Origin of the sequence: Lacticaseibacillus sharpeae JCM 1186 = DSM 20505 (assembly GCF_001436225.1) — a bacterium.
Classification (GTDB): Bacteria; Bacillota; Bacilli; order Lactobacillales; family Lactobacillaceae; genus Lacticaseibacillus; species Lacticaseibacillus sharpeae.
The window spans coordinates 60,720-81,118 of sequence record NZ_AYYO01000009.1 but is presented as its reverse complement, the minus strand read 5'-3'; the positions used below and the strand labels follow the sequence as shown (position 1 = coordinate 81,118).

The following is a 20,399-nucleotide window of genomic DNA, read 5'->3' as shown; positions in this document are numbered from 1 at the left end:
AATATTAATTATCTTTTCGCAGGACAATTCCGTTGTAAAGCCAGACGGTAATCAGGAAATAAATTAGATACAAAACGCCGAATACGCCAAACGGCAGCAGCAGATTGTCATATGGATTTAACAAAAGCGTTTTGAACAACTGCAACCCGAACAGCACGTGGACAACACCCAAAATCCCTGGGAGGGCAAAGAGTACCAACAGCTCTGAGCGGATGGAGCCCCGCAACAGTCGCTCGCGCACCCCAATTTTACGCAGCATCGCGTACCGGGTCTTGTCGTAATCCGCACCGGACAAAATCTTGAACATCAGCGTACTTGCCAGCATTGCGAGGAATGCCAGGCCGAGGAAGAAGCCCATGAAGGCAAAGCCACTAAACATCGCGTTAAATACCGCGTAGGAGGCCGCAACACTGCCGTTTGCGCCCCGCTCAACCAGGCTCGGGTACTTCTTGTTCTCAACTGACTGCAATTTGGTTAGCGTCTTGATGTTCGCCCGCAGATCGTGCACCCGGTAAACGTAAATGCGCTCCGTCGTCCCCGGCGCCTGGGCGAAAGCCGCACCACTAGCCACCTGCGCCTTTGCGTTCGTGGTCTCGAGGTTGTGGGTGAGCAGCGCGTTAATCAGGTCAGTGTACTTAAGTGGATTCTTGCTAAAGTCCGCAGCACTGAGCTGGACGTGCTGCATCTGCACGCCGCCATTTGCCGTTGTCGTGTTTGCGTGAATCAGCGGGTGTTTAATAATGTCTGCTTGGTTGAACGTCACCATGGACTTGTCTACCTTGACCGTGTACGCCGCCTTGCCGTAAACACCAGTCATTTTGTCCACCGCCGCACGCTGATTGGCGCTTGGGTTGTGCTGCACCAAATCGTAGCTGCTGAAGTTCTGGGCCATGTGGGGCACTTCATTATAGAAGTTCAAGCCCACGGTGATGGCTCCGAGCGCCAATGCGAACAAAATGGACACAATCGAGAGAATCGCGGTGTACGACCGCACCCGGAAACTAATCTGAGCCAGGGTGAAATTACGGAGTCCCTTCCCCGCAAACTTCCGGTTGGCCTTCAGTAACTGAATCGCGACCACCACAACCGCGTTAAACAGGAAGTATGAGCCGAGCACAATCGTCACGAGTGCCAGTGGAATCGCCATGATGCCCAGCATCGACAGAGAACGCATTGCCCAGTAGCCAATCGCGAGGAGCACAATCCCGGCCACGGCAGCGAGCACCAGCATGAACGGCTTCATCTTGATCCGGCTCGGCGTTGAATCTGACCGCAGCAGGGTCAGAATCGGGGTGGCCCGCATCTTCCCCGCGTTCACCAGTGCGGCAAAGAAGAACAACACGATGAAGAATACGAGGGTGACAATGACCGCCGGCAGGTAAAATGGGGCGAAATGATTTGTCGCCGCATCCAGGGACTTCATGAGTAAGCCCCCAACCAGCTGGGTCATGCCAATCCCGATGATAATGCCGCAGACCGTCGCCGCCGAACCAATAATCATGGTTTCGGTGAAAATCAGGTGGCTAATCTTGCTACTTTTGGCGCCCAGCATCATGAAGGTTGCGTAGTCCCGTTTGCGCATCGACAGCAAGAAACTGTTCGCGTAAACCACGTAAACGAACGTAATGATCATCAGTAGAATCGCCCCGAACATGAAAATAATCGGGGTGGCACTGAAGCCGGCCGTACTGCCAGCCTGGAAATCCTTGTTGGTGGCAATGGTCATGAACATGTAGAAGATTGCACTACCAATAATGAGACCGGAAAACAGGACCGCATAATCCCGAAAGCGGTTCTTAATTCCGGCAAGAGCCAGTTTATTTAACATATCTATCTCCAATAACTAAAATCCGGTGCGGCATTACTGCTGGAACGTGCCCAGTTCGTTCAGCACTTCGCTGTAGAATTCTTCCCGTGGCTTGTCTCCGCGCACGAGTTCCTTGCCAATCACACCGTCCTTGATGAACAGGATGCGCTTGGCGTACGAAGCAGAGAACGGGTCGTGCGTCACCAGCAGAATGGAGACGTTCTTCTGGTCATTGAGGTTGCGCATGGTTTCCAGCAGTTCCCGGGCGCTCGCTGAGTCCAGTGCCCCAGTTGGTTCATCCCCGAACAGGATGGCCGGATTGTGGACCAACGCGCGCGCCGCTGCCACCCGCTGCTTCTGCCCCCCAGAGATTTCGGTCGGGTATGAGTCCAAGATGGCGGAGATTCCGAGTGTTTCCGCAATCGCGTTCACTGCAGCATCGCTCTTCTTCGGCCCAATATTTTGCAGTGCCAGTGGTAGCGCAATGTTTTCGCGGGCGGTTAAGCTTTCGAGTAAGTTGAAGTCTTGGAAAATAAAGCCGATTTCGTTTGCGCGGAAGTCAGCGAGCTTGTTTCCCTTCAGCTTGGTCACATCGGTACCGTTAATGGTCACCGTCCCCGTTGTTGGCTTGTCGAGCGTGCTCAAGATGTTCAGCAAGGTGGTCTTACCCGAGCCACTTGCCCCCATGATACCCACGAACTCGCCCGGGGCAACGTCAAAGCTAATCCCCTTCAGCGCCTGGTACTGCTTTTCGCCCTTCTTGCCGTACGTCTTCGTAATGTCGCGCAGCTGCACAACGTTCTGTGTTGCCATAATTAAACTCCTCCATCAAACGTGTTTAATATTACTTTACACTATCCCCACCGAGTTACCTCAATCTTTGGCCCGAAATTTACGCTTTTACCCCTATTTTCCGCAAACTTTTTGTGTCAGCAGCTTTAGAATTTGTTATAATTTTCCAGGCTATATTTCAGAAATCATCTCCAAAGCAGATGTAAACGTGAGCAATCATTTATGCGTTTATGCACCTACCTCGGCGGATTTCTCCTGCTACATCAACATTACATTCTTAAGGAGCAATCATGAATTCGCTTGAAAAACAGAATAACCGCTACATTCCATGGATGGTAGTCGGTCTGATGGACTTCGTTACCGTTATTGGTTTCGACGACATCATCTACAACTTCCAGAACCAGGGTCTGGTTGCCGTATTCAGTTGGGTCCTGATGACGTTCTTCTACGTCATCCCTTACAACTTGATTGTGGCGCACCTCGGCTCCCAGTTCGACCAGCGTGGTGGGGGGATTACCTCCTGGATGCGCGAGACCAACGGGGACAAGGTGGGGTACTTCGCCGCCTGGTTCTACTGGATTACCGGCCTGCCATACGTGGTTGACGTGGCGAACTCCGTGGTCATCTCCCTCGGCTGGATTATCACCGGTAACGGCGACATCCAGAGCCACATGGGTAACGCCTGGTTTGGCCTGCTGACCGCCTTCATCTTCGTCGGCTTCATCTGGTTGCAGCACTTCTTCAAGAACAAGTCGCTGGAAATCATGTCGACAATTGGTGGTGGGGCCATGTTCATCATGACGATCCTCTTCGTGGTCATGACATTTGCGGGTCTGGCGCACGGGAACCCCATTGCAACGCACCCGTTCCACTTCACGAACTTCCTGCCCCACAAAATTGACATGCACTTCCTCGCCGCATTCGGGCTGTTCGTCTTCGCGATGAACGGATCAGAATTGGCCGCACCGTACACCAAGGACATGAAAAATCCATCGCGGGACTTCCCGAAAGCCCTCAAGATGATTGCCATCATGACCATGTTCCTCACACTGTTCGGGACGTTCTCCCTGGGGGTTTACTTCAACGCCCACAATCTGCCGAACGACCTGAAGATGAACGGTTCCTACTACGCCTTCCAGGCCATCGGGAAGCAGTTCGGCATGGGTGACTGGCTCATGTACATCTTCGCCTTCGTGCAGGGGATCTACATGCTCGCCCAGCTCGCCGTAATCCTTGATGCTTCCACCCGGATTTTCCTCGGGGACGTGGCCAAGAAATACATGCCTAAGCAGCTGACCAAGATTACCGAAGATGGTCTGCCCATCAACGGTTACTGGTTGACCACCGTCATCTGCGGAATCATCATGGCCCTGGCTGGTATGTTGCCTGAAATCAACGACATCTTCAACTGGCTGCTCAACCTGAACGGGATTGTCTCTCCGGCCAGCACGCTGTTCCTCTTCTGGGCCTACATCATGGTCCGTAAGCACAACGATAAGTTCAAGGGTGGCGATTACGTCTACCTGAAGCACCGTTGGGCCGGGCTGACCGTCGGCTGGTGGATGTTCGGCATTACCGCCGTACTCGCTCTGCTTGGTTTCTTCCCCGTTGACGCTGTCTTCGGGACCACCAAGTGGACGATGGAAATCATCATGAACCTCGTCGTGACCGCCGGGATGATTGTCCTTGGTTTCCTGATGCCATGGATTGCCCGCCGGCAACGCGCGAACGCGAACGGTTTGGCATTCGGCCGCACTGCTTGGTACGGAATGACCGGCATCGCCATCGTATTGCTCGTTGCCTTCACGACCAAGGGGCTCAGTCAGTCCATCCTGCCTGAAAGCATGGGCGTTGGTCGCTGGATTGTCATCGTCGTCGTTGACTGCATCATCGCCGCCATTCTCTGGGGCATGACGCGCGACGGACGGACGCAAAAAGCTTAAATAATTGTTCCATTCAAATGGGGGCCAATACTGGTCCCCATTTTTGCTAGGCAGTGGACGCAATTGTGTGGTAGACTCTAGGTAGCAAATAACGGAAAGAAGGGGAACATTATGCGGATTCGTTTACGGAACGCCCAAGACTAGACTTGTAGTGCGCTGTAAGCATCCGTGTGTTCTCCACAGGGGGTCGTGCTTTTGCGCGGCCCTTTTTGTGTGCCTCACGACAGTCAACACGCACATACAGAATTCAAACATGAATGGAGCATATTATGACTGAAAATAAACCTTTAACAGCAACCACCCAAACCCGTAACGCCCTCATTTCTGGGATTACCAAGCGCCAGGACAACTTCGATTACACCATGACCGAACTCGGCGAACTCGCCAAGGCGGCCGGTTACGCCGTCGTGGCTGACGTCCGGCAAAAGGCCGACTTCCCCACTGGTGCCACCTACTTCGGTAAGGGGAAAGTTGAAGAAATCCGGGAAGCGGCCGTCCTGCACGAGGCCGACGTAATTATCGTGAACGACGAGCTGTCCCCAAGCCAATTGCGCAACCTGGAAAAGCAAATCAAGCGCCGCGTTGTTGACCGCACCCAGTTAATTCTGGACATTTTCGGTACCCGCGCCCGGTCCAAGCAGGCCAAGATGCAGGTCGAAATCGCCCAGCTGCGGTACGCCCTGCCCCGGCTGCGCAACCAGTCCGCCGGTTTTGACCAACAAGGTGGTGGGAGCACCGGTGGCGGTGGTGCGGCCCTGGCTAACCGTGGTTCAGGTGAAACCCAACTGGAAATGGACAAGCGTATCCTGACCAAGCGCATTAGCCACATCAAGCACGAACTGATTGAAGAAGAACAAAGTGAACAAACCCGCAGCAGCCAGCGCACCGCCAGCGACATCCCTACCGTCGCCCTGGTTGGGTACACGAACGCGGGTAAGTCCACCACAATGAACGGGCTGCTCAGCCTTTACGCTGACCGGCCCGAAGACAAGCAGGTTTTCGAGAAGAACATGCTGTTTGCCACCCTCGACACCTCCGTGCGCCGCATCGAGCTGCCTGGTAACCGCCAGTTCCTCCTCAGTGACACGGTTGGGTTCGTCGGTAAGCTGCCCACCAAGCTGGTCGATTCCTTCAAGGCCACGCTGGCGGAAGCAAAGAACGCCGACCTGCTGATTCACGTCGTTGACTTTGCCGACCAGCACTACCCCGAAATGATGCAGGTAACCGAGAAGACGTTGCGGGACATTGGGATTGCTGAGGACGTACCCGTTATCGAAGCCTACAACAAGGCCGACCTGCGCGGTGATGCCACTGCCTTCCCCGAAGTTAACGGCAACCAGCTAGTTTACTCAGCCCGCGATGATGCCTCTTTGCAACAGCTCGCGGCCATGATTGAAGAACGCATCTTCGCCGATCAGGTTACCGCCACGTACCTAATTCCGTTCACGGATGGCGCAGCGGTCAACTACATCAACAGTGTCGCGAAAGTTGACCAGACCGACTACAACGAAACCGGCACCCTGATTACCGCCACGATGAGCAAGGCCCAGGCGGTTAAGGTGCAACAGTACATCGTCGAAGAATAAACTTGCGTAACGCAAAAGCTCCACCGCACACAGCAATCTGGTGTGCGGTGGAGCTTTTTATATATTCTAGTGTACAGAAACCGGTTCTTCCGGGTGACTGAAGTAGAATCCCTGAGCGTTTTGCGCATTGAACTTCTTCGCCAGGCGCAAATCATTGAAGGATTCCACCCCTTCGAACGTGAAATTGGTGTGGTGTTCCTGCGCCAGTTTCGACCACTTATCAATATTCGCTTCGATATTGTCCATCTTGCCCTGGGCGCGCATGTTCTGCAATGCGAACTTCAGGTAATCCACGTACGGAACCAGTTGTTCAACCAAAGCAAAATCGTCACAATCGGAGCCCACATCGTCAATCGCGAGCAGTACGTTGTTGGCCCGATATTCGGCCCCAATCGTCTTGATATCCGCAAGCGTTGGCGCCGCAGTCAGCTCAACGGTCAGGTTGCCCAGTTCGGGACTATTATTGACGAATTCCACAATTTTGTGCATAACGTCAGCATCCGCGAATTGTTTGGGGGTCAAGTTAATCGAAACGTTCTTCACCTTGAGTCGCCGCAGGGCCCGCTTCATCAGCTTAATCTGCATCGCCACCGTGATTTCAAAGTCATCCGGCAGCCGCCAAATTTGCTGGTCGGCATCCCACATCCGCAAGAGCAGTTCGTGGCGAACCACCTGCTGTGTATCAATCCGCACAATCGCTTGCGAGAAATAAGTATATGTGATCATGAATTACACTCCTCTTTTGCGCCGGACGATTATTTTATCCCCACGTTGATTTTCGCGATACCCCCATATCATGAAAAACTTTAGCCCTGAACCTGGGCTGCGTGGATGCTGGGGCACATTATCTAGCCCTATTCTACAATTTGCTTTGTGTTATGGAAAGCACGAATTTACGAAAAAAACCGCCCGCCGCGATTTCTCCCTGCCATCAAAAAATGCCCCCACATAATTGCGGCGGCATTAATCAAAACCAATCTAAATTGCGAGCTTCTTCGCCAAAATACGGGAAGCAACTGACAGCGCGTAGTTCACGATGAAGTATAGCAGCGCGAGCATGACGTACATCGGAATCATGTAGTTCACGTTCTGCCCGTAAATAATCTGCGCGTGGTAGGTCATTTCTGGCAGCAAGATGATCGTGGCCAGGGACGTGTCCTTGATCAGACTGATGAATTGGCTGACCAGCGGCGGAATCATCTTGCGCAGTGCTTGCGGCAAGATGACGTGCATCATTGCCTGCGTGTAGGTCAACCCGTTGCTACGGGCCGCTTCCATCTGCCCGGTGGACACGGCGTTAATCCCGGAACGGACGATTTCAGCAATCATCGCGGCTTCAAAGACACTCAGCGCGATGACCGTGGCGTTAACCACGTTCAGCCGAATCCCGACTTCGGGCAAGCCAAAGTAACTGAAGAACAGAATCAGCATCAGCGGCAAGTTGCGGATGATGTCGATGATGACCCCGACAATCGTGGACAAGCCCTTAATGTTGACGTACCGGATAATCCCCAGGAACGTCCCCAGAATGAAACTAATCACGATGGAGATGATGGACACCTCAAGGGTGACACCCATCCCTTCGAGGAGGTAGCGTAAGTTAATCCATGATAGTGCATCACTAAATGTATTCATATGCTATCCCCCTCCCTAAGCCGTTTGCCAGCGCTTTTCAAGATAGCGCATGAAGTAGGACAGCGGTAGCGTCAATACCAAGTACAGCAGCCCCACGGCAAGGTACGAATCAAACGTACTGAGCGTGGTGGACGCAATAATCTTCCCTTGGTACATCAGGTCGAACCCAGAAACGAAGGCCAAAACGGATGAGTTCTTCACCAGGTTAATGAACTGGTTCCCAAGAGGTGGAATGATAATCTTGATGGCTTGGGGGAAAACGATGTGCGTCATCGCCTGCATGTAGGTTAACCCAACGGAACGGGCTCCTTCCATTTGGCCCTTAGCCACGGCTTCAATCCCAGCGCGAACGGTTTCGGCAATGAAGGCACTGGTGTAGATGGTCAGCCCAATCGTCCCGGCCGCAAACCCGCCGATTTCAACCACGTACTTAGGAATCACGACGTAAAAGACCATCGTGATGACCAGCAGCGGAATGTTCCGCACGATTTCGACGTAAACCCGGCCAATCATGGCCACCCACTTGTAGGAGCTAATCTCCATCAGGGCAAAAATCGTCCCGAGAATGCAGGACCCCGCTAAAGCTAACAGGCTACAACCAATTGTGTATCCCCAGCCGGTCGACAGGAGCCCCCAGTTATGCGTAAGGATATCAATCATCTACTTGACCTCCTTTACGTTAAATCCAGGCACGTCTCCAAACCACTTGTTCGCGATTTTGTCGTACGTCCCATTTTCCTTAATCTTCGTCAGCGCCGCGTTCACGGTACGGACGAACGGCTTTTGGCCCTTGTTAATCGCAATCCCGTACGGTTCGTTGGTGTAATTACCGCCGACAACCACGTAATTCTTATCCTGGATGGACATCCCGTAAAGAATCCCGTTATCGGTCGACAGTGCATCCGCCTGCCCCGACTTGAGCGCGGTGAATGCCTGCGCGTAATCGGCCAACTGCAGCACTTGCGTATCCGGTGCGGCCTTCTTCAGGTTCTCGCCGTAAGTTGAGCCCTGCACGGTGATGACCTTGGTACCCTTCTTCAGGTCCTTCACGCTCTTAATCGGACTGCCCTTCTTCACCAGCAGCGAACCGCCGGCCTTGAAGTAGACGTCAGAGAAATCAACTTGCTTCTGGCGCTCAGGCGTAATCGTCATCGTTGCGATAATGGCGTCAATGTTCCCGGCCTTGAGCAGGGGCATGCGCGTGTCGGACGTTACCTGCACGAACTTGGCTTTCCCACTGGGACCCAAAATCTGCTTGGTGAGCGCCTTGGCCACATCAACGTCAAACCCCTTGATGTTCCCGGACTTCACGTCCATTAGCCCGAACAGGTTCGTGTCGGCCTTAACCCCCCAGATGATGGTGTTGGTCTGGCTGGCGTTCGTCAATACATCCTGACTAGCAACACTCTTCCCGCACCCAGCGAGCATCGTCGTGAGCAAGAAGACCACCGGGAGTATGAATTTTAGTATGCGTTTTTGCATAATCATCCCTCCATGTGGTTATTAATCTTGCTAATGAACTCCTTCGCCCGCGGTTCTTTAGGGTTCTTGAAGAAGTCCGCGACATCCGTGCTGTCCTCAAGAATCTTGCCGTCAGCCATGAAAATAATCCGGTTCCCAACTTGGCGGGCAAAGCCCATTTCGTGGGTCACAACGACCATGGTCATGCCCTGTTCGGCAATCTTCTTCATTACCTGCAGCACGTCCCCAATCATTTCGGGGTCCAGCGCACTGGTTGGTTCGTCAAAGAGGATTGCTTTGGGCTTCATTGCCAGCGAACGGGCAATGGCCACCCGCTGCTTCTGGCCCCCAGACAGCATGCTGGGGAAACTCTTCTCTTTATCTGCCAGGCCAACCATGGCCAGCAGGTCGCGCGCCGTCTTTTCCGCTTCCGCCTTGTCCTGCTTCAAAACCAGTCGGGGGCCCAAAGTGACGTTATCCAGCACCGTCTTGTTGGCATACAGGTTGAAGTGCTGGAACACCATCCCCACGTCCCGCCGCGTGCGGTTCATGTCGATTTTTTTGTCTGCCAAGTCCATGTTGTTGACGATCAACTGACCCTGGCTGATGCTCTCAAGTCCGTTAATTGTGCGTAATAACGTCGACTTACCAGAACCTGATGGCCCGATTATCGTTACAACTTCGCCCCGATCAATGGTCAGGTTGATGTCCTTCAACGCGTGAAACTTGCCGTAATACTTCTCAACGTCGTGAAACTCGATCATGGACATTGGCAATACCCCCTAATGTTTGTATTTTTAAATTTTACTGTGATTTCCAGTAAAAAGCAAATTTATTTCAAATAAATATTAGCGGGTACTAATTTTTATGCAATTTCGGTGAAAGCTATACGGGCGGTAATACTGAAGGGTTCGGTTTCTTCACGCAGTCCCGAACGACCAGGATGCTTCTGCGGGCCCCCGGTCAAGACAACCTGGGCAGCAGCCAATTGGTATTGCTTCGCCGCGGTGTGCATCGGGGTCAAGCCAACCGCTTCAACGGTCGCCAGTTCCGCACTCTCCAGCGCGTTCACACCCCCACTAATGATCCAGCGGTGGTCCAGGGTTTCTTGTAACTCGAAGTATGGCAACGGCAGCGGTGCCCCCATCGCAAGCACTGGCGCCGCGGTTTTGCGAGCAATGTTGCTGAGTGCTTCATCATGCAGGCCGTGATAATTCAGTGTGAGGATACCTTGTTTCTGCAGCGCATCAACGAGGTTATTAATGGCAACTTGCTGGTTGTCATCGATATGCAGGCGGGCGGGCAAGACGTGATTGGTATCGAACACGCCATTACCATTAGCAGTTGGTTGCATGTATGCTTTTTCCGCTTCCGTCCGGGCCTTCACGCTACCCCCGAGGGCCTTTTCGACAATCGGCGAAATGTCGTATTTGAAGCGCCGATTTGTAAAATAATACAGGAAGTTGAGGAAAATAAAGTATAGAAATACGAAAAATAGTAGCAAGAACAGCACCCCCCACCAGCGATACAACTTAAAACGCAGGTGATTAATGGCCAGGTAGAGAATGTAGAAGTTCGCGAGGAAGGCAACGACGGTGAAGGCCTTCCCTTTAGGCTTATCTTGAATATTGAAGTAATTCAGAAGTCGGTTGATTAAATCTAAGGCTGTGAGCATTGTTGCCTCCTAGAAAAATTATGGCGTGATTATCTGCGGTTTATGATTGGTGAACACTTTGCCCCAATATGTTAACCAGATATCGTTAATGTTCGGCTTTTAGTTAGCGTCCGCACTCGACTCGGTTGTAGCCGCCGAACTGCTCTCCTTGGCCGTGTTCGCGGAGCTACTTTCAGCCTGCTTGTCGTTTGCATTATCGGTCGTCGTCTTGCCGGTATCCTTAGTCGACTCCGTGGTTGTCTTCGCGGATGAAGACGATGCCTTGGTGGTTGCCGCTGAGGAACTTGACGCCGCCTTGTCATCAGTCGTGGCCGTCGAAGAGGAAGTCGACTCAGTCTTTGGTTTTTCCTTGGTTGCTGATTCAGCGCTGCTGCTACTGCTGCTGGAGGTCGCCGCCGAGCCAGATTTAGCATTGATACTCGAAATGAGTTCGCTTTGGGCCGCTTCGCTCTTAGGCTTGCTCTTTGGGTTAACGGTGGTGTTAATGGCGGTGAACGCACTGACGAATAGGATTAAGGAAACAATTGCGGTTGGTGAAATAAGTGGTGGCGTACGGTATGCCATGGTGGATCCTCCTAAGAAATAATTCGGTGTCCGGAGAATTTAGCCCCGGTTCATGATTATCAACGCGTTTATGCGTAGTTATTTGCGTGGTTTTGTAAAAATTCTGCAACATATCTATTGTGACACCTCGCATAAACTTTGCCAATAGCTGGCCACACACTTAAGATAATCTCAGCATGCTGGGCCAAATGCACACAATTTCATCCCGAAAACGGCACAAAAAAGCGGGTCCACTCCGCCTCCAAAAGAGGTTTCGTGAACCCGCTAAACCATCAAGTAATAAATTACTTAAGGGTTACGGTTGCGCCAACGGCTTCAAGCTGTTCCTTGATCTTGTTAGCTTCGTCAGCTGCAACGTCTTCCTTGACGTTTGCAGGAGCGCCGTCAACAAGGCCCTTAGCGTCCTTCAAGCCAAGTCCGGTAATAGCGCGAACTTCCTTGATAACCTTAACCTTTTCCTGACCTACTTCGGTCAGTTCAACGTTGAAGCTGTCCTTAGCTTCTTCAGCAGCACCTGCTGCTGCACCGGCAGCTGCTACAGGAGCAGCAGCGGTAACGCCGAATTCGTCTTCGATTGCCTTAACGAGGTCGTTCAGTTCGAGGATGGTAGCATCCTTAAGCTGGTCGACAATTGCTTGTGTGTCCAATGCCATGATTGGTTTCCTCCAATTGATAAATAATATTGTATTTGAAACTTGCGGGTTGAATCAAGCGGCACTTAGGCTGCTGGTTCTTCGCCCTTTTCGGCAACAGCCTTGACGGCGTATGCCACGTTGCGAACTGGTGCCTGCAGAACAGACAGAAGCATGGAAAGCATGCCATCGCGGTCTGGAAGACCTGCGAGTTCGTCGATTTGTTCCAGGGATGCGATCTTGCCCTGGATGAAACCACCCTTGATTTCAAGAGCTTCGAACTGCTTGGCAAACTTCTTCATGATGCGGGCAGGAGCCGTAACATCTTCGGAGCTACCAAATGCAATAGCAGTTGGGCCTGAGAAGACATCGTCCAGACCTTCGAAACCAGCAGCGTCAGCGGCACGACGGAGGTAGGTGTTCTTGATGACTTCCATCTTGGCACCTGCTTCACGCAATTCCTTACGCAGTTCGGTTACTTCGGCAACGGTCAGACCACGGTAGTTAACAACAACAGCGGATTCCGCGTTCTTGAACTGTTCCGTGATACCGGCAACGATTTCTGCCTTCTTAGCAATGATTACTTCACTCATGTGTTTTCACCTCCTATTAGATTGTGGTGGAATTTTTTATATAAAAAAACTCCATGTCCACCAAGACATAGAGGTATCATGAATCGTTCGATACCACCTCGGCAGGAAAATTAAGGCAAAGCCCCCTGAGTCTTAGGTAGAGTTTTTAACACAAGGAGTAGTCTACCATGCGCCGCCGCTTCCGTCAACATTTAATCGTGGCAAAAAAAGACGCAGCCACGTGGGCTGCGTCTTGGTTTTAACTTAATGTCTTGTTCAGGCGGCCGATGCCGTGTTCCGCGTCCTTGATGGTGACGTCGAATTCGAACTTCTCGAAGATGTGCACGATCTTGGCGAACTTCTCCTTGTCGAATGAACTGATGTTCCCACTGATGGTCTTAACGTTAAGCTTGTTGGCGAGGTTCAGTAGTGAGTGCAATGCAAGCTGAGCCAGACCGTGGTTTTGGTAGTCGAAGAATGCGAGGCGGCTTTCACTGCCGAGCGTTTCCAGAACCGTGATGTGCATTACGCCGTCCCATTCGTTCAATTCGAACAACAACTGCGCCTGGAAGTCGGCCTTGGAGTGACCGTACTTGTCGATGTTGTTGAATGGCGTGTAGACAAAGATGGAGGCCGTCTTAACCTTCTGTCCATCCTTCTTGAAATCCGTGTACACGATATACTGCGTAACGCGGTCCGCACCAGCAGTCATTGGCTTGTTCATGCTTGCGAGCACGGTGAACTGTGGATCGTCTTCGATAATTGCGAGACGCTTCTTGTACAATGCTGTGTAATCTTCCTGCGAAACCATCTGGAAACCCCCGGTGTATAGTCTTGTTTACATACATTAATTATAGCATTTTCGTCACAGTTACGGGGCGGTTAAATCCCAACTCCGCCCATGAAAATCGCTTTTGTGACATTTTTCGGTGGGGTGCTTTCAGGAAACAACGTGTCTTTGGACCGTTTTCGCACACCCGGCCATCTTTTGTTTAAGAAAAATCATCCTGGAACTCGGACTTGCTGCAACTAAAATAGATTGTGTCTGGCTGCAGCGGGTTAACCTGCTGGCTAAAGCCCAAATTCGTCAGTAACTTGATTGACGCCACGTTGTACGCATACGCACTGGCATGCACAACTTGGACCGGCCCGGCGAAAGCGCGGCGCAGTACCTGCCGCAGTGCGGAGGTCATGACCCCGCGCCGCCAGTATTCCGGACTCAGTGCGTACCCTAGCTCCCGCGCGGTCACGTCGGGTTCGCCCTCAGGACCAATTTCCCAGTATAAATCAATATTACCGATGACGGTTTGGTTATCTGCCGTCACAATTGCATACATCTGATCGGTATCGGTGAAGTTGCGGATGCGGGCAAGTACGTCGTCAGCATCGTGTGGTGGAATCATCGCCGCTGGCACGTACACTTGCGGCATGCGTGAGTACGCGCAAATCGCAGCCGCATCTGCGTTAGTTAATTGCCGAACTGAAACATCCATGCACATCACCCACCCATCTGCGTATTTAATTTTGGTTGACGCTACCGTCCATATGTTAATGTACCAGAACTTTGCCCAAAATTACACCTTTTATTTCTTAACGAATAATTAGTAGGAACTAATCTATGCTGTGTGCGCCTTTTTAAGTCTTGTGTAGTTAATCACATAATTTTGCGGTCAATAGTGTTGTTGGGCAAACAAATAGGGTAAGGCGCCACATAAATGTGAGCCTTACCCTATCATTAACTACTTAACTTCGGTGAATACCACGCGCTTGCGCAGTTTTGGAGAGTACTTCTTCAGCTGAAGCTTGTCAGGAGTATTCCGCTTGTTCTTGGAAGTCAGGTAGATACGTTCGCCGGTCTCGGCACATGCAAGTAAAATGTTGTTACGCATCTATTTCACCCCACTTTCTGTTTAGTAACTAGTTAAGTTTACAATATCTTCTCTGAAAGTCAAGTAGCGCGGCGGTGTTAACCGTGAATAAAACAAAAGCGGGTGCGCCCGTTAGAGTAATTCGCGCCATTGCTGCGGATAATCAATGTCCGCGGTGACTTGCTGCTGGGTGAAGGGATCGGTGAAACTCAGGTGCGTGGCCACCAGGCACTGCCCCTGAATCTGCGCCGTTGAGCCGCCATACAGCGCATCCCCGACCAGCGGGTGCCCGGCCGCAGCCAGGTGCACCCGAATCTGGTGCGTCCGCCCCGTCAGCAAGTGGAGTTCAAGCAGCGTGTTGGTTGCGCCGCGCTGCTTGATAACGTAGTCTGTCCGCGCATCTTTGCCATCCCCGCGTACTTCCTGGTGAATACCGTCTGGGGCAGCGCCCAATGGTCGATCGATGCGCCCCCAGTTTTCGGCCAGCACCCCGCTGGCTAACGCTGTGTAATGTTTCGTGAGCTGCATCGCCGCTCCGAGTTGATCCAGGCGGCCCTGAGCGAATGGGTGCTTGGCGACGAGTACCAGCCCCGCAGTATCGCGGTCCAGCCGGGTAATAATGGCCGGTTGCACGCCCGCATAACCTGCATCCGTGAGGTACCCGGCCACTAAGTTGAGCAAACTGGCATCCGGGTTGGCCGGACCGGGCACGCTGCTGAGCCCAACTGGCTTGTGCACGATGAGCCAGTTGGCGTCTTCGTGCACCACCGCCAGTGGTCCGTGCGTCACAGTAACACCGCCATCTTCAGGCAGTGTAAACGTGACGGACGTGCCTTGGGCCACCGGCACGTTCGCGACAATTCGCTGGTTCAGACGAATGTGCTGGCCTTCGACTAGCCGCTTGAACAAGCGGTGCGAAACGCCCGCCGTTGCTAAGAGGCGTTTGACCGTCGTGGCGTGTTCTGCAACCAGCGTGAATGTGAAATGCTTCAATAGGGGCCTCGATTCCGGATTTACAGCAAGCTACTAAAAAGGCCGCCCAGTTGGACGACCCCCTCTATATTCAAAACAAAAGGCACATGTTGCATCAACCTTAGTGCTGCTTCCTTCCGGACCTGACACGATTCAGAAGCGCCCCATTGCCTTATGACCTTTCGGCAAGAGTAATTATAGCACGCCCCACTGAATATTGTCACGTTCTGACCGCAAATATCAGTCTTTAGGCTCAGGCTGACTTGCACTTGCCGCCTGCTTAGCCTCCCGCCGCTCAGCTGCCTTGGCTGCCAGTTCGAGCGCCGCGAGCCCGGTGACTTCCTTTTCGGGGTCGGTCTGGATAATGCGGGCATCGACGTCATCGCTCGGGTCTTCGGCAATCACACCCGCCTCGGCATCGTTACTGGCCACCGCCCGGGCGTCCTTGGCTGCTTGTTTAGCGGCCTTGCGCTTAGCCCGAATCTGCTGGAAAAAGTCTTGGAGCAGGTTCGCACTGTCTTCGGCGAGCACCCCACCGATTGAGCCAACTTGGTGGTTAAACCGAGTGTCGGTCAGCAGGTTCACAATCGACCCGGCTGCTCCGGCTTTGGGGTCGGCCGCGCCCCAGTAGCAGTTCGCAATCCGGCTGTTAATCATCGCCCCCGCACACATCGGGCACGGCTCTAGGGTCACGAACAGCTCACAATCTTCCAGCCGCCACGTGTGTTCAACCAGACACGCTTCCTGAATCGCAAGGATTTCGGCGTGATGCATCCCGTTTTGGCTGTGTTCACGCATGTTGTGCCCCCGCGCAATGATTTTGCCGTCATGCACAATCACCGCACCAATTGGCACTTCGCCAATAATCTTGGCGTCGCGGGCCTCCCGCAAAGCAGCCTGCATGTATTTTTCCACTTCTTCTGGGGTTGCTAACATGATGGCCTCCTACTTAACCGCGTGCAAAATGTAATAACCGGCGTCCTTCTTGAGCACGTCTGCATTACCAAACGTCGCATCGAGCAGCTTCTTGGCACTCGGTGCGCCCTGCTTCTTCTGCAGCACCACGAACACTTCGCCGCCCGCAACCAGATGGTCAAAGGCCCCACTGATAATGGCACTGACAACCGCCTTCCCCGCACGTACGGGCGGGTTAGTCACGATGAAACCAAACTCGCCGGTAATGTTCGCGTAGGCCGACGACTCAATAATGGTTGTCTGGGCCGTTACTCCGTTGGCTTCGGCGTTGCGCTTAGCCAGGGCCATTGCACGTTCGTTCACGTCACTCATGGTCACGTTGCGCCCCAGCGTTTTCGCCAGCGCAATCCCAATTGGCCCGTACCCACAACCGACATCCAGAATGTCCCCCGCCGGTAAGTTTTCCTGGTTCAGGACGGTTTCGATCAGCACCCGACTACCAAAGTCGATGGTGTGCTTCGAAAAAACACCATTGTCGGTGGTGAAGTGCAAGCTGTGGCCACCCAGATCGAAGTTGAAGCTGTGTTCGTTGTGCTCCAAATCAGGGTCATTAGTATAGTAATGATTCATTTCGGGAAGATCCTCCCCCGTAGATTTTTCTTAATTGTAGCATACCCATGCAGCAGCGCGGAATTGCGACCAAAAAAGACCCGGCAATTGTCAGCTTGCCGGGCCTTGAGCAACTTGCTGCTGCACTTTCCCGTTACCGTAAATCCGTAATCGAGTTGATATTCTTCATGTACCGCGGCACCACTAGGCCAACCTGCGCGCCACGTAAGTTCACGCCCATATCCGTCACCTGGTCCCGATAATCGTGAAAATAACGGCCGGACGTATTCGGCAACCACGCGCAGGTCATCGCATCCGCCGCCCCAGTGGCCACCGCCGCCCACATCGGTTGCATCTCCATTGACTGGAGGGTAACCTTGTAGCCCACATGCCGCAACGCCGCGGCGGCGACATTGCTCGAGGCAATCTCGGAATCCCAGGCAACATAAGTCATTTTAATGGTGCGCCCCCGCACGTGGGGCACGCCGCGCACCCATTGTTTTAGCTTAGCTGGGTGGGCGGCCAGCCAGTGCTTAGCCGCCGCGGCCGGTGCCACCCCGTTGTTGACCTGCATCATCACCGCCGACATCTCCGTTGGGGTCCAGTAGAAACGGTCCAGCACCGTGTATGCAGCGGGTTCATCCCGGCGCAGACCAACCCGACCGATTGTGTGAATGTTCTCCGCCGCCCCGTACACGTTGCGCGGGTCGCGCAAGAACTTCAACTTGTACTTGGTAAACATCCAGTGGGGCTGCCACCCCGTCACCACAATCGGCTGCCGGTTTTTAATCGCGCGGCCTAGCTGGGTGGTCATCGCCGCCGTCGAACTGGTTTGCAGTTGCCATTTGCGTTTGTCTAATCCGTAGCGCCGGAGTACCCGCTGCGTCGCCGCCATCTCCCCCGAACCCGCGTCAATGCCCGTGATGGTGTAATTAACCTGCTTGCCCAGGCTGCGCCGCGGATTGTACTGGGCGACGCTGGTATTGCAGGAACTCATGACCGGCAATAGTAGCAGCAAAACAACCGCAACGCCACACACTTTTTGCCACACATGCATGTCCTCACCCGTCCTTCTGGTTTGCACTCTGGGTAATCCGGTCCAGGATGATGGCCACAATCACGATGGCCAGCCCGGCCGTGAATCCACTGCCGGCGTCATTCCGACCGACCGCAAAGTAGACCTTCTCGCCCAGACCCATCGCCCCAATCATCGATGCGGTCACGACCATCGACAGTGCCAGCATCATCGTCTGGTTCACGCCCGCCATGAGCGACTTGCGGGCAAGCGGCAGTTGCACCTTGATCAACTTCTGCCAGGAAGTCGACCCGTACGCCTCGGCGGCTTCAATCAAGTCCGCCGGCACCTCGCGAATCCCGAGGTTGGTCATCCGCACCACTGGCGGCATCGCAAAAATCAAAGCGGAAATCACGCCGGGCACCGTCCCAATCCCGAAGAATGCGACCGCCGGAATCAGGTACACGAATGCCGGCATGGTTTGCATGAAGTCCAGTACCGGTTTGACGATGGCTTCCACCAGGTTGCTCTTCGCCATCCAGATACCCAGCGGAATGCCGAGCACCAGGGCAATGATGCTCGCGGTCAGCACGAGCGCAATGGTTTGCGTCATGTCGCGCCAGTAACCGAGGTTCCAAATCAGTAGCAGTCCCAGGATTTCAAAGGCAAACAGTTGCCAGTGCAACCCAGATTTTCTAGTTACCAGCCACGTAAGCAGGGGAATCACGACAATAAATACGGGGATGGGCAATAGATCAAACAGCCACTGAATCGCGTTGTTAATCCCCGCGATGATATTCGTGATGAAGTTGAAAAAGCCCGCAAATTTAGCCAGCCAGGCGACCAGCGCGTCGACCCACTTGGCCAGCGGCAACGGGGCGAGTTTAATCATGCACAACATCACCATGCACCTCCTTCCGCGCCATTGCGGCGAAGACGGCGCCGCGAATAACCACGCCCTTGAGCCGTTGCTGGTCATCCAGCACGGCAATCGGCAGTGCGGTCTGAGCGAATTGACTAAGCAACTGATTTAACGGCGTGTCCGGGGTGGTCGTTGGGACATTCTTTTGCACAATCGTATCCAGCCGCTGGACGTCATCGCGGCGTTTTTCAATCAGCTGCATCGTGTCACGGGCGTCAATCATCCCCAGCAGGTGGCCGTGCCCATCTGTCACGAGCAGCGTTGATACTTCGTTGGCGCGCATCCGGCGCATCGCCACGTACGGACCGTCACTATCGATATTGACCGTGTACGGCCGAATCATCACGGCCCCGGCGGTAATCACCCGCGTCCGGTCGACATCCTCGATGAACCGGGCCACGTACGCATTGGCCGGATGCGTCAAGATGTCTTCGGGCGTGCCGACCTGAACGACGGCGCCATCATCCATAATCAGCATGTGGTTTGCCAGCCGCAACGCTTCGTTCAGGTCGTGGCTGATGAACACGATTGTCTTGTGCAATTCACTTTGTAATTCCAGCAGTTCCTCCTGCATGTCCTTCCGGTTCAGCGGATCAAGCGCGGAGAACGCCTCGTCCATGAGCAGCACGTCGGCATCGCTGGCTAATGCGCGCGCCAGGCCCACGCGTTGCTGCATCCCGCCAGACAACTGGTGCGGATACTGCTGCTCATAACCGGCCAGCCCCACCCGTTTGAGTGCCGCCATGGCTCGGGCGTTACGCTTTGCCGCCGGTTCCTTGCGCACTTCCAGGCCGTACGCCGCATTGGCGAGGACGGTGCGGTTGGGGAAGAGGGCGAAGTTCTGGAACACCATCGCGATTTTGTGCCGGCGGACATTGAGCAGTTCTTTGCGGCCGAGCTGGGCAATATCTTGACCATCGAGAAACACGCTGCCGCTGGTTGGTTCAATTAGCCGGTTGAGCAGGCGAATTAAGGTGGATTTGCCCGAGCCAGACAAGCCCATGATGACGAAGATTTCACCATCCGCGACGGAAAAAGTCGCGTCGTGGACCCCCACCGTGGCCCCCGTCGCCCGCAGTATTTCCCGTTTTGATTTGCCCTGCTGCAGCATTTCCGTTACTTGCTTCGTATGCCCGCCAAAAATCTTGGTGAGGTTTGTCACCTGCAGTTTCTGCATAATTTTGCCTCAACGCTGCGGCGCCTTATCAGCATTAATCGACCGCAGCCTTTCATCGACCCAGTCACGCACGTACATTTGCTTCCTAACTATACGGTGCCATGGTTAATATCCGTCCGTCAAACCAAGTCAGATTGACATGCATAAATAATGCACGGTCACCGACTGGAATGCCCACACATCGCCGTCAGGTCCGAGTGGCATGCGGATAAATACGCATTGCATCCAGGCAGCATAGACACAAAACCGCATTT

21 protein-coding genes, 1 other RNA gene, 1 pseudogene and 1 other annotated feature are annotated in these 20,399 nt (G+C 53.5%); of the genes and pseudogenes, 2 read left to right on the top strand and 21 right to left on the bottom strand.

All coding sequences use genetic code 11. The features are described 5' to 3' along the window. Nucleotides 1–4: 4 nt before the first annotated feature. Together FC18_RS02570 and FC18_RS02565 are read right to left on the bottom strand one after the other, a co-directional pair. Nucleotides 5–1,828 carry an FtsX-like permease family protein gene (locus tag FC18_RS02570; protein ID WP_056975391.1) on the bottom strand — a complete coding sequence of 608 codons (1,824 nt, stop codon included), beginning with the start codon at nucleotides 1,826–1,828 and terminating at the stop codon, nucleotides 5–7. 33 nt (nucleotides 1,829–1,861) lie between these two features. Then, nucleotides 1,862–2,620, bottom strand: a complete 759-nt coding sequence (locus tag FC18_RS02565) for an ABC transporter ATP-binding protein (RefSeq protein WP_054677617.1) — start codon at nucleotides 2,618–2,620, stop codon at nucleotides 1,862–1,864. A gap of 269 nt (nucleotides 2,621–2,889) precedes the next feature. Between FC18_RS02565 and FC18_RS02560 the strand changes: the two genes are divergently transcribed. Next, nucleotides 2,890–4,542: an APC family permease gene (locus FC18_RS02560; RefSeq protein ID WP_054677618.1), complete on the top strand. Its 1,653-nt coding sequence runs from the start codon at nucleotides 2,890–2,892 to the stop codon at nucleotides 4,540–4,542. Between the two features lie 269 nt (nucleotides 4,543–4,811). Beyond that, the gene (gene hflX, locus FC18_RS02555) at nucleotides 4,812–6,128 is read left to right on the top strand and encodes a GTPase HflX (protein WP_054677620.1); all 1,317 of its coding nucleotides are present in this window, start codon (nucleotides 4,812–4,814) and stop codon (nucleotides 6,126–6,128) included. Between the two features lie 66 nt (nucleotides 6,129–6,194). Here the strand turns inward: hflX and FC18_RS02550 are convergent, their stop codons facing one another. From FC18_RS02550 to FC18_RS02465, 19 genes and pseudogenes are all read right to left on the bottom strand, one after another. After that, a complete protein-coding gene (locus tag FC18_RS02550) occupies nucleotides 6,195–6,854 on the bottom strand; it encodes an EAL domain-containing protein (RefSeq protein ID WP_054677624.1) in 660 nt (219 codons plus the stop codon). 252 nt (nucleotides 6,855–7,106) lie between these two features. Continuing rightward, nucleotides 7,107–7,763: an amino acid ABC transporter permease gene (locus tag FC18_RS02545; protein WP_054677625.1), complete on the bottom strand. Its 657-nt coding sequence runs from the start codon at nucleotides 7,761–7,763 to the stop codon at nucleotides 7,107–7,109. 15 nt (nucleotides 7,764–7,778) lie between these two features. Further along, nucleotides 7,779–8,423, bottom strand: coding sequence for an amino acid ABC transporter permease (locus tag FC18_RS02540; protein WP_054677626.1), 645 nt, complete (start codon nucleotides 8,421–8,423; stop codon nucleotides 7,779–7,781). Further along, nucleotides 8,424–9,245, bottom strand: coding sequence for a transporter substrate-binding domain-containing protein (locus FC18_RS02535; protein WP_056975390.1), 822 nt, complete (start codon nucleotides 9,243–9,245; stop codon nucleotides 8,424–8,426). It abuts the gene before it with no gap. A gap of 2 nt (nucleotides 9,246–9,247) precedes the next feature. Continuing rightward, nucleotides 9,248–9,994 carry an amino acid ABC transporter ATP-binding protein gene (locus tag FC18_RS02530; RefSeq protein WP_054677627.1) on the bottom strand — a complete coding sequence of 249 codons (747 nt, stop codon included), beginning with the start codon at nucleotides 9,992–9,994 and terminating at the stop codon, nucleotides 9,248–9,250. Nucleotides 9,995–10,089: 95 nt separating this feature from the next. After that, nucleotides 10,090–10,899 (bottom strand): DUF6681 family protein, encoded by an 810-nt coding sequence (locus FC18_RS02525; RefSeq protein ID WP_054677629.1) that lies wholly within the window; start codon nucleotides 10,897–10,899, stop codon nucleotides 10,090–10,092. A gap of 99 nt (nucleotides 10,900–10,998) precedes the next feature. Beyond that, entirely contained in the window at nucleotides 10,999–11,463 is a 465-nt protein-coding gene (locus FC18_RS02520; RefSeq protein ID WP_054677630.1) for a hypothetical protein, read from the bottom strand. Nucleotides 11,464–11,747: 284 nt separating this feature from the next. Next, nucleotides 11,748–12,116 (bottom strand): 50S ribosomal protein L7/L12, encoded by a 369-nt coding sequence (gene rplL, locus FC18_RS02515; protein WP_054677631.1) that lies wholly within the window; start codon nucleotides 12,114–12,116, stop codon nucleotides 11,748–11,750. Between the two features lie 65 nt (nucleotides 12,117–12,181). After that, on the bottom strand, nucleotides 12,182–12,688 hold the full coding sequence (gene rplJ, locus FC18_RS02510; RefSeq protein ID WP_054677632.1) for a 50S ribosomal protein L10: 507 nt from the start codon (nucleotides 12,686–12,688) through the stop codon (nucleotides 12,182–12,184). Nucleotides 12,689–12,722: 34 nt separating this feature from the next. Next, nucleotides 12,723–12,843, bottom strand: a sequence feature (ribosomal protein L10 leader region). Nucleotides 12,844–12,926: 83 nt separating this feature from the next. Then, the gene (locus tag FC18_RS02505) at nucleotides 12,927–13,478 is read right to left on the bottom strand and encodes a hypothetical protein (RefSeq protein WP_056975389.1); all 552 of its coding nucleotides are present in this window, start codon (nucleotides 13,476–13,478) and stop codon (nucleotides 12,927–12,929) included. 181 nt (nucleotides 13,479–13,659) lie between these two features. After that, the gene (locus FC18_RS02500; protein ID WP_054677633.1) at nucleotides 13,660–14,160 is read right to left on the bottom strand and encodes a GNAT family N-acetyltransferase; all 501 of its coding nucleotides are present in this window, start codon (nucleotides 14,158–14,160) and stop codon (nucleotides 13,660–13,662) included. A 246-nt stretch (nucleotides 14,161–14,406) separates the two neighbouring features. Then, nucleotides 14,407–14,556: a 50S ribosomal protein L33 gene (rpmG, locus tag FC18_RS02495; RefSeq protein ID WP_054677634.1), complete on the bottom strand. Its 150-nt coding sequence runs from the start codon at nucleotides 14,554–14,556 to the stop codon at nucleotides 14,407–14,409. Nucleotides 14,557–14,667: 111 nt separating this feature from the next. Beyond that, nucleotides 14,668–15,528, bottom strand: a complete 861-nt coding sequence (locus tag FC18_RS02490) for an RluA family pseudouridine synthase (RefSeq protein WP_054677636.1) — start codon at nucleotides 15,526–15,528, stop codon at nucleotides 14,668–14,670. Nucleotides 15,529–15,594: 66 nt separating this feature from the next. Further along, nucleotides 15,595–15,691, bottom strand: an RNA gene (ffs, locus tag FC18_RS11895) — signal recognition particle sRNA small type. A gap of 260 nt (nucleotides 15,692–15,951) precedes the next feature. Next, nucleotides 15,952–16,443: pseudogene (gene tadA / locus FC18_RS02485) on the bottom strand (tRNA adenosine(34) deaminase TadA); the annotation flags it as partial. A 9-nt stretch (nucleotides 16,444–16,452) separates the two neighbouring features. After that, nucleotides 16,453–17,052: a class I SAM-dependent methyltransferase gene (locus tag FC18_RS02480; protein ID WP_054677638.1), complete on the bottom strand. Its 600-nt coding sequence runs from the start codon at nucleotides 17,050–17,052 to the stop codon at nucleotides 16,453–16,455. 133 nt (nucleotides 17,053–17,185) lie between these two features. Further along, entirely contained in the window at nucleotides 17,186–18,088 is a 903-nt protein-coding gene (locus FC18_RS02475; protein WP_054677640.1) for a glycine betaine ABC transporter substrate-binding protein, read from the bottom strand. 4 nt (nucleotides 18,089–18,092) lie between these two features. After that, entirely contained in the window at nucleotides 18,093–18,938 is an 846-nt protein-coding gene (locus FC18_RS02470) for an ABC transporter permease (protein WP_056975398.1), read from the bottom strand. Then, the gene (locus FC18_RS02465) at nucleotides 18,931–20,145 is read right to left on the bottom strand and encodes a quaternary amine ABC transporter ATP-binding protein (protein ID WP_054677642.1); all 1,215 of its coding nucleotides are present in this window, start codon (nucleotides 20,143–20,145) and stop codon (nucleotides 18,931–18,933) included. The genes FC18_RS02470 and FC18_RS02465 overlap by 8 nt, the downstream gene beginning before the upstream one ends. Nucleotides 20,146–20,399: the final 254 nt, after the last annotated feature.

Bases quoted from the DNA above. Each gene is read 5' to 3' on its own strand.
- FC18_RS02570 (WP_056975391.1), bottom strand. From the start codon at position 1,828: ATGTTAAATAAACTGGCTCTTGCCGGAATTAAGAACCGCTTTCGGGAT.
- FC18_RS02565 (WP_054677617.1), bottom strand. From the start codon at position 2,620: ATGGCAACACAGAACGTTGTGCAGCTGCGCGACATTACGAAGACGTAC.
- FC18_RS02560 (WP_054677618.1), top strand. From the start codon at position 2,890: ATGAATTCGCTTGAAAAACAGAATAACCGCTACATTCCATGGATGGTA.
- hflX (WP_054677620.1), top strand. From the start codon at position 4,812: ATGACTGAAAATAAACCTTTAACAGCAACCACCCAAACCCGTAACGCC.
- FC18_RS02550 (WP_054677624.1), bottom strand. From the start codon at position 6,854: ATGATCACATATACTTATTTCTCGCAAGCGATTGTGCGGATTGATACA.
- FC18_RS02545 (WP_054677625.1), bottom strand. From the start codon at position 7,763: ATGAATACATTTAGTGATGCACTATCATGGATTAACTTACGCTACCTC.
- FC18_RS02540 (WP_054677626.1), bottom strand. From the start codon at position 8,423: ATGATTGATATCCTTACGCATAACTGGGGGCTCCTGTCGACCGGCTGG.
- FC18_RS02535 (WP_056975390.1), bottom strand. From the start codon at position 9,245: ATGCAAAAACGCATACTAAAATTCATACTCCCGGTGGTCTTCTTGCTC.
- FC18_RS02530 (WP_054677627.1), bottom strand. From the start codon at position 9,994: ATGTCCATGATCGAGTTTCACGACGTTGAGAAGTATTACGGCAAGTTT.
- FC18_RS02525 (WP_054677629.1), bottom strand. From the start codon at position 10,899: ATGCTCACAGCCTTAGATTTAATCAACCGACTTCTGAATTACTTCAAT.
- FC18_RS02520 (WP_054677630.1), bottom strand. From the start codon at position 11,463: ATGGCATACCGTACGCCACCACTTATTTCACCAACCGCAATTGTTTCC.
- rplL (WP_054677631.1), bottom strand. From the start codon at position 12,116: ATGGCATTGGACACACAAGCAATTGTCGACCAGCTTAAGGATGCTACC.
- rplJ (WP_054677632.1), bottom strand. From the start codon at position 12,688: ATGAGTGAAGTAATCATTGCTAAGAAGGCAGAAATCGTTGCCGGTATC.
- FC18_RS02505 (WP_056975389.1), bottom strand. From the start codon at position 13,478: ATGGTTTCGCAGGAAGATTACACAGCATTGTACAAGAAGCGTCTCGCA.
- FC18_RS02500 (WP_054677633.1), bottom strand. From the start codon at position 14,160: ATGGATGTTTCAGTTCGGCAATTAACTAACGCAGATGCGGCTGCGATT.
- rpmG (WP_054677634.1), bottom strand. From the start codon at position 14,556: ATGCGTAACAACATTTTACTTGCATGTGCCGAGACCGGCGAACGTATC.
- FC18_RS02480 (WP_054677638.1), bottom strand. From the start codon at position 17,052: ATGAATCATTACTATACTAATGACCCTGATTTGGAGCACAACGAACAC.
- FC18_RS02475 (WP_054677640.1), bottom strand. From the start codon at position 18,088: ATGCATGTGTGGCAAAAAGTGTGTGGCGTTGCGGTTGTTTTGCTGCTA.
- FC18_RS02470 (WP_056975398.1), bottom strand. From the start codon at position 18,938: ATGATTAAACTCGCCCCGTTGCCGCTGGCCAAGTGGGTCGACGCGCTG.
- FC18_RS02465 (WP_054677642.1), bottom strand. From the start codon at position 20,145: ATGCAGAAACTGCAGGTGACAAACCTCACCAAGATTTTTGGCGGGCAT.